Source organism: Pseudomonas sp., from assembly GCF_030684895.1.
Taxonomy (GTDB): Bacteria; Pseudomonadota; Gammaproteobacteria; order Pseudomonadales; family Pseudomonadaceae; genus Aquipseudomonas.
Window position 1 is genome coordinate 36188 of record NZ_JAUXXP010000077.1, and the last position, 7214, is coordinate 43401.

Here is a 7214-nt window from a genome sequence, read left to right on the forward strand (position 1 = left end):
TTGCGTATTCCCTGGTTACTCATCAGGGTAACAGTGCCACCAAGCTGGCCTGTTGCACCAGCTCCAACAGCGGTTGCGGGTATACGCCGAGGAAGAACGCCAGCACGGCGACGAACAGCAGCATCATGCCGCCGGCGCGTTGCGCCCAGTTGAAAGGCGCATCGTGGCGGCGCAGATTCGGCTCGAGCATAAACAGGGTGACCATCACCCGCAGGTAATAGAACACGCCGATGGCGCTGCCAATCACCAGCGCGCCGAGCAGCCACCACTGCTGCGATTGCACGCCGGCGGCAACCACGTAGAACTTGCCGATAAACCCGGCGGTCAGCGGAATACCCGCCAGCGACAGCATCATCACCGTGAGCACAGCGGTCAGGTACGGGCGGCGCCAGAACAGCCCACGGTATTCGTACAGCGCGTCGCAATCACGGCCGTTGTAAGGCGTCGACATCAGGGTGATCACGCCAAATGCACCCAGGCTGGTCAGCACGTAGGTGGCCAGGTACACACCAACCGCCTCCACGGCCAAGCCTTTGCTGGCGATCAGCGCCACCAGCAGGTAGCCGAAGTGGGCAATGGAGGAATAACCGAGCAGACGCTTGAGGTTGTTCTGCAGCAGCGCCAGCAGGTTGCCGAAGATGATCGAGGCGATGGCAATCAGTGTCAGCAGGTCATTCAGCCAGCCGCCAGCCATAGCCGGCGAGATTTGATACAGGCGCAGCAGCACGGCGAACACCGCGACCTTACTGGCCGTGGCGAGGAAAGCCGCCACCGGAGCCGGCGCGCCTTCGTAGACGTCCGGGGTCCACAAATGGAATGGCACCAGCGACAGCTTGAAGGACAGGCCAATCAGCATCATGCCCACGCCCAACTGCGCGAGCATGCTCGGCAGGCCATCGGCGGCCAACTGGGCACCGATGCCGGCGAAGGTCAGGCTGCCTGACTCGGCATACAGCAGGGCCATACCGAACAGCAAAAACGCCGAACCGGCGGCGGACAGCACCATGTACTTGATACCGGCTTCCAGCGAACGCTTGTTGAAGAAGGCGTAAGCGATCATGCCGTAGGTCGGCACCGAGAGCAGTTCCAGGCCGATAAACAGGCCCGCCAGATGCTGCGCACTGACCAGTACCAGACCACCGGCGGCGGACAGCAGCATCAGCAGATACAGCTCTTCGCGGTTGCCCGGGTAACCCTTGCCGGACTCGCCGCCCAGGTAGGCGTGGGTCAGCGTCACGCAGGCCAGAGTCGCCGCCAGCACCAGAGCCATGTAGTAACAGGCGAATTTATCCACCAGCAGCAGCGGCGTGACCTCGATGGGCGTTACCTCCAGGGCCGGCAGCAGTGACAGCAGCGCCAGGTTGAGGCCCAGCACCGAAAGGCCGAAGGTCAGCGTGTGGTTGCGCTTCCAGGCGATGGCCAGCATCACCAGCACCACCGTGGCACTGGTGATCAGCAGCGGCAGCAGCGCGATAAAGTGTTGAGTCGTGAATTCCATACGCTACTTACCGGGCTGGAACAGGTTGATTGAGAGCACTACCCAGCCACTGCTGCACGCCTTGCATGCTGGCGGCGGAGGTGTCGAGCACCGGCTGCGGGTAAACACCGAGCAGGATCAGCAGCACAGCGAGGCCGAGTACCATGCTCAGTTCGCGCAGCTGCAGGCCAGGCAAGGCAGTGTCCGCCTTGGCCGGACCGAAGTAGGCGCGGTGAATCATGATCAGCGAGTAGACCGAACCGAACACCAGGCCCGTGGCGGCCACCACGGTGACCCATGGCGCACTCTGGAAGCTGCCGACCAGAATCAGGAACTCACCGACAAAGTTACCGGTGCCCGGCAGGCCCAACGCCGCAGCGGCAAAGAACAGGCTAAGCGCCGGCAGCCAGGGCATGCGCGCCCAAATGCCGCCCATCTCACGCATATCGCGGGTGTGCAGGCGCTCGTACAGCTGACCGCAGAGGATAAACAGCGCCGCAGCGGACAGACCGTGGGCGAGCATCTGCACCACCGCGCCCTGCAGGGCGATCTCGCTGGCCGAGTAGATGGCGATCAGCACAAAGCCCATGTGCGACACGCTGGAATAGGCCACCAGACGCTTGATATCGGTCTGCGCGAACGACAGCAGCGCGCCGTAGATGATGGCGAACACACCAAGCCACTGGGCGATCGGCGCAAACTCGGCCGAGGCATTGGGGAACAGCGGCAGAGCAAAACGTATCAAGCCATAGGCAGCAGTTTTCAGCAGGATACCGGCCAGGTCCACCGAGCCTGCTGTCGGCGCCTGGGCGTGGGCATCCGGCAGCCAGGAGTGAAACGGGACCACCGGAAACTTCACCGCGAAGGCGATAAAGAAGCCGAGCATCAGGATGTACTCGGTGCCGGCCGCCATCTTGGTGTTGAGCAGATCGGCGTAGTTGAAGGTCAGCACGCCGGTTTGGTCGAAGTGCACAAACACCAGGCCGAGGATCGCCAGCAGCATGATCAGGCCACTGGCCTGGGTGAAGATAAAGAACTTGGTGGCGGCGGTGATGCGGGTCTTGCCGTCGCTGCCGCTATGGCCCCAGAGCGCGATGAGGAAATACATCGGCACCAGCATCATTTCCCAGAAGAAGAAGAACAGGAACAGGTCGACGGCGAGGAACACGCCGACCACGCCGCCAAGAATCCACATCAGGTTGAGGTGGAAGAAACCGACGCGGTTCTGGATCTCGTTCCACGAACAGAGCACCGAGAGCACACCGAGCAGGCCAGTGAGGCTGATCATCAGCACCGACAGGCCATCCAGCGCCAGGTGCACGCTGATGCCGAAACGCTCGATCCATGGCACTTGGAACTCGGCCGCCCACTGCGGCGCAGCACCAGGGGCAGGCGCCAGGCTGAAGTCGCCAGTGGCCCACAGCCACAGGCCCAGACCGAACAGCAGGGCCATGGTCAACAGGGCGATCCAGCGCGGCAGGATGTTGCCGAAGCGCTCGCACTGCCAGCACAGCAGGCCGCCGATAAAGGGGATCAGGATTAGCCAGGGCAGAATCATGACGGGCTATTTTCCTTGGGGTCTAGTGATGTTTCGACGCGAGCCGCGGTGCTGCGCCAAATGACGCCAGGCAAGGCGCGGGACGCAGGGAATGGTGTTCCCTTGCCAAGTCCCGCAACGCCGCATGGCGTCATTTGCCGCGCAACCCGAAGGGCCGGGCCAGTTTTTGCGCGCTGCTGCGTTATTCGTCGTTCATTTGGAATAACCAAACTTCTCTCCTCATGCCTTGCCCCGCGCAAAAACTGGCTCCGGCGCGGCCGTGTGCGAAACATCACTAGACCCCATGCAGAAACAGGAGAACGGCGAGCACCAGCACGGCGCCCCCGGCTATCGATGTGGCGTACCAGCGCACCTGGCCGGTCTCGCTGCTGGCCAGCAAGGCGTTGCCGCCTCGCGCCAGACGCGGAATCAGGCCAATGCTGCGGTCGATCGGGTCATGCCTGAGTAACCGGCAAAGCAACAGGTACGGCTGGACAAACAGCTTGTCGTAGAGCCAGTCGAAGCCCCAGGCCGCGAACCACCAGGCAGACAGGAAGCGCCCTGGCGCGCTCTGCGCCACTGCTGTGGCGAAACGGCGCTTGCCGAGGAACAGCAGCGCGGCCAGAACGATGCCGATGATCGCAATGGCCCCGGAGGCGATTTCCAGGCTGTGCTTGGCCTCGCCACCGGCATGCCCGACGCTCTGCGGCAACACGCCGGCCAGCGGCGGGCTGATCAGCGCGCCGATAAAGGTCGACAGCACAATCAGCGTTACTAACGGCAGCCAGTGAGCGACGCCATGGCCGGCATGGGCCTCGGTCTTCTGCTCGCCGTGGAAGGCGATAAAGATCAACCGGAAGGTGTAGAGCGAGGTCAGGAAAGCGCCCGTCAAGCCGGCATACAGCAGCCATTGGTGGCCACTGGCAAAGGCTTCCCAGAGGATTTCATCCTTCGAGTAGAAGCCCGCCGTGATCAACGGCAATGCCGCCAGGGCCGCGCCGCCGACGATAAAGCTGATGTAGGCCAACGGCAGTTTCTTCCACAGGCCGCCCATTTTGAAAATGTTCTGCTCGTGGTGGCAGGCGTTGATCACTGCACCGGAGGCGAGGAACAGCAGCGCCTTGAAGAAAGCGTGGGTCATCAAGTGGAAGATCGCTGCATCCCAGGCGCCCACACCGAGGGCGAGGAACATATAGCCGATCTGGCTCATGGTCGAGTAGGCGAGGATGCGCTTGATGTCGGTCTGCACCAGCGCGGCAAAGCCGGCCAGCACCAGGGTCACGCCACCAACGATACCGACCAGTTCGAGAATCTCCGGGGTCAGTAGGAACAGGCCGTGGGTCCGCGCGATCAGGTAGACACCGGCGGTAACCATGGTCGCCGCGTGGATCAATGCCGACACCGGCGTCGGGCCAGCCATCGCATCGGCCAGCCAGGTTTGCAGCGGCAGCTGGGCCGATTTACCCACTGCGCCGCCGAGCAGCATCAGGGTGGCGATCCACAGCCAGCTATCGCCTTCTACATACTTCTGCGGGGCCAGCTGCATCAGCTCCTGAATATTCAGAGTGCCCAGATGGAGGAACAGGATAAACAGGCCGATGGCCATAAACACGTCGCCGATGCGGGTGACGATAAAGGCCTTGAGCGCCGCATTGCCGTTAGCCGTGTGCTTGAAGTAGAAGCCGATCAGCAGGTACGAGCAAAGGCCCACGCCCTCCCAGCCGAAGTACAGCATCAGCAGGTTATCGCCCAGCACCAGCAGCAGCATGCTGAAGATAAACAGGTTGGTGTAGGCAAAGAAGCGCGAATAACCCTCCTCCCCGCGCATGTACCAGCTGGCGAATAGGTGGATCAGGAAGCCCACGCCAGTCACCACACCGAGCATGGTCAGCGACAGGCCGTCCAGATACAGGGTGAAGCTCGGCGCAAAACCGGCCACGTTCATCCACTGCCACAGCACCTGGGTAAACACGCCATTTTCCGGCGGATTGAGGTTGAACTGCACGATCACCCAGGCCGCAGTCAAGGCGGATAGGCCCACCGAGCCGACGCCGATCAGCGCGGAGAGGTTCTCGGAGAAACGCCCGCGCGAGAAGGCCAGGAAAAACCAGCCCAGCAGCGGAAATACACAGGTCAGGAATAGAAGGTTCATCCGCGCATCTCGCTGGCAGCGTCGACATCGAGGGTGTTGAAGCGGCGATACAGCTGCAACAGGATCGCCAAGCCAATACTGGCCTCGGCGGCTGCCAGGGTGATCACCAGAATAAACATCACCTGGCCGTCAGGCTGGGCCCAACGGCTGCCCGCCACCACAAAGGCCAGGGCGGTGGCGTTCATCATCACTTCCAGGCTCATCAGCACAAACAGGATATTGCGCCGCACCATCAGGCCGATCAGGCCGAGGCTGAACAGCACGCCGGCCAGCGCCAGGCCATGCTCCAGGGGAATCGCATTCATGCCGTGGGCTCCTTGGCATCGTGACGGCCGAGGTGATAGGCCGCGACCAGCGCAGCGAGCAGCAGCATCGAGGCCAGCTCCACCGCCAGCAGGTATGGCCCGTACAGGGCGATACCGACGGCCTTGGCATCAATGGTTTGCAAACCGAGGGCCGCACCACTGGGCGACTGAAACAGCACATAGAGCAATTGCCCCAGCAACAGCGCCGAGAGAATTGCCGGACCAGTCCAGATGCCAGGCGTCAGCCACTGACGTTCTTGCTCGACCGCTGGAGGGCCGAGGTTGAGCATCATCACCACAAAGACGAACAGCACCATGATCGCACCGGCGTAAACGATGATTTCCAGGGCGCCAGCAAACGGCGCGCCGAGGGCGAAGAAGGTCATCGCCACTGCCAGCAGCGAGAGAATCAGATACAACAGGGCGTGCACCGGATTGCTCGCGGTAATCACCCTGAATGTGGCCGCCACGGCAACGCCGGCGGCGAGGTAGAACGCGAATTCCATATAGATCCTCTATATCTCCGTAGGAGTCTGTTTAGGCCGTCGCGAGCGCAGCTGAGGCAAGGCGAAAACAGGCGAGGAAGCGGAGTGTACTTTTGTACATGAGCATTCCGAGTCTGTTTTCAACGCAGTATCAGCAAGCGCAGCAGGCATTAAACAGGCTCCTTAGGGCAGCAGGCCTTTGACGTTGATGGGTTCGGCCTCGTTTTGCGCGGCGCCTTTCGGCTTGCCGGCGATGGCCATACCGGCGACGCGGTAGAAGTTGTAGTCCGGGTTTTTACCCGGGCCACTGATCAGCAGGTCTTCTTTCTCGTACACCAGATCCTGACGTTTGAACTCGCCCATTTCAAAATCCGGGGTGAGCTGAATCGCCGTGGTCGGGCAGGCTTCTTCGCACAGGCCGCAGAAGATGCAGCGCGAGAAGTTGATGCGGAAGAAATCCGGGTACCAGCGGCCATCCGGGGTTTCCGCCTTCTGCAGCGAGATGCAGCCCACCGGGCAGGCCACCGCACACAGGTTGCAGGCCACGCAGCGCTCTTCGCCGTCGGGGTCGCGGGTCAGGACGATGCGCCCGCGATAGCGTGGCGGCAGGTACACCGCTTCTTCCGGGTATTGCAGGGTGTCGCGCTTGCGAAAGCCATGGCTGAAGACCATGGCCATGCTGCGCAGTTGGGTGTAGGTGCCGTGCACCACATCCCGTATGTATTTGAACATTCTGTGGTTCTCCTTACTGGGCCGCGGCCAGCACGAATGCGCCGGTCACCAGCAGGTTGATCAGGGTCAGCGGCAGGCAGAACTTCCAGCTGAAGGCCATGACCTGGTCATACCGTGGGCGCGGAATCGAGGCGCGCAGCAGGATGAAGATCATGATGAAGAAGCAGGTTTTCAGGGCGAACCAGAAAAACGGAATCTGCGGCAGGATGCCAAACGGCCCGTGCCAGCCGCCGAAGAACAGGGTGACCAGCAGCGCCGAGATGGTGATGATGCCGATGTACTCACCGACGAAGAACATGCCCCATTTCATCCCGGCATATTCGATGTGGTAACCGTCGGCCAGCTCCTGCTCGGCTTCCGGCTGGTCGAAGGGGTGGCGGTGTGTCACCGCCACGCCGGCGATAAAGAAGGTACAGAAACCGAAGACCTGCGGAATGATGAACCACAGGTTCTGCGCCTGGTAATCGACGATGTCGCGCATGTTGAACGAGCCAACCTGGGCGACGATGCCCATCAGCGCCAGCGC

General features: G+C 61.8%; 7 protein-coding genes. All 7 read right to left on the reverse strand.

All coding sequences use genetic code 11. The features are described 5' to 3' along the window. Positions 1–22: 22 nt before the first annotated feature. Complete coding sequence (gene nuoN / locus Q8M42_RS17230) at positions 23–1498, reverse strand: NADH-quinone oxidoreductase subunit NuoN (protein WP_304870749.1); 1476 nt, start codon at positions 1496–1498, stop codon at positions 23–25. A 7-nt stretch (positions 1499–1505) separates the two neighbouring features. Beyond that, positions 1506–3035: an NADH-quinone oxidoreductase subunit M gene (gene nuoM, locus Q8M42_RS17235; protein ID WP_304870751.1), complete on the reverse strand. Its 1530-nt coding sequence runs from the start codon at positions 3033–3035 to the stop codon at positions 1506–1508. 274 nt (positions 3036–3309) lie between these two features. Further along, the gene (gene nuoL, locus Q8M42_RS17240) at positions 3310–5166 is read right to left on the reverse strand and encodes an NADH-quinone oxidoreductase subunit L (protein ID WP_304870753.1); all 1857 of its coding nucleotides are present in this window, start codon (positions 5164–5166) and stop codon (positions 3310–3312) included. Then, the gene (gene nuoK / locus Q8M42_RS17245; protein WP_090250586.1) at positions 5163–5471 is read right to left on the reverse strand and encodes an NADH-quinone oxidoreductase subunit NuoK; all 309 of its coding nucleotides are present in this window, start codon (positions 5469–5471) and stop codon (positions 5163–5165) included. Before nuoK ends, nuoL begins: the two co-directional genes overlap by 4 nt. Then, positions 5468–5977, reverse strand: coding sequence for an NADH-quinone oxidoreductase subunit J (nuoJ, locus tag Q8M42_RS17250; RefSeq protein ID WP_274087017.1), 510 nt, complete (start codon positions 5975–5977; stop codon positions 5468–5470). The genes nuoK and nuoJ overlap by 4 nt, the downstream gene beginning before the upstream one ends. A 162-nt stretch (positions 5978–6139) precedes the next feature. Further along, positions 6140–6688, reverse strand: a complete 549-nt coding sequence (gene nuoI / locus Q8M42_RS17255; RefSeq protein ID WP_090250592.1) for an NADH-quinone oxidoreductase subunit NuoI — start codon at positions 6686–6688, stop codon at positions 6140–6142. Positions 6689–6701: 13 nt separating this feature from the next. Continuing rightward, positions 6702–7214 (reverse strand): NADH-quinone oxidoreductase subunit H (locus Q8M42_RS17260; protein ID WP_305284994.1); only part of this gene is annotated, 513 nt, incomplete at its 5' end.

Coding starts and splice junctions, on each gene's coding strand:
- nuoN (WP_304870749.1), bottom strand. CDS start 1,498: ATGGAATTCACGACTCAACACTTTATCGCGCTGCTGCCGCTGCTGATC.
- nuoM (WP_304870751.1), bottom strand. CDS start 3,035: ATGATTCTGCCCTGGCTAATCCTGATCCCCTTTATCGGCGGCCTGCTG.
- nuoL (WP_304870753.1), bottom strand. CDS start 5,166: ATGAACCTTCTATTCCTGACCTGTGTATTTCCGCTGCTGGGCTGGTTT.
- nuoK (WP_090250586.1), bottom strand. CDS start 5,471: ATGAATGCGATTCCCCTGGAGCATGGCCTGGCGCTGGCCGGCGTGCTG.
- nuoJ (WP_274087017.1), bottom strand. CDS start 5,977: ATGGAATTCGCGTTCTACCTCGCCGCCGGCGTTGCCGTGGCGGCCACA.
- nuoI (WP_090250592.1), bottom strand. CDS start 6,688: ATGTTCAAATACATACGGGATGTGGTGCACGGCACCTACACCCAACTG.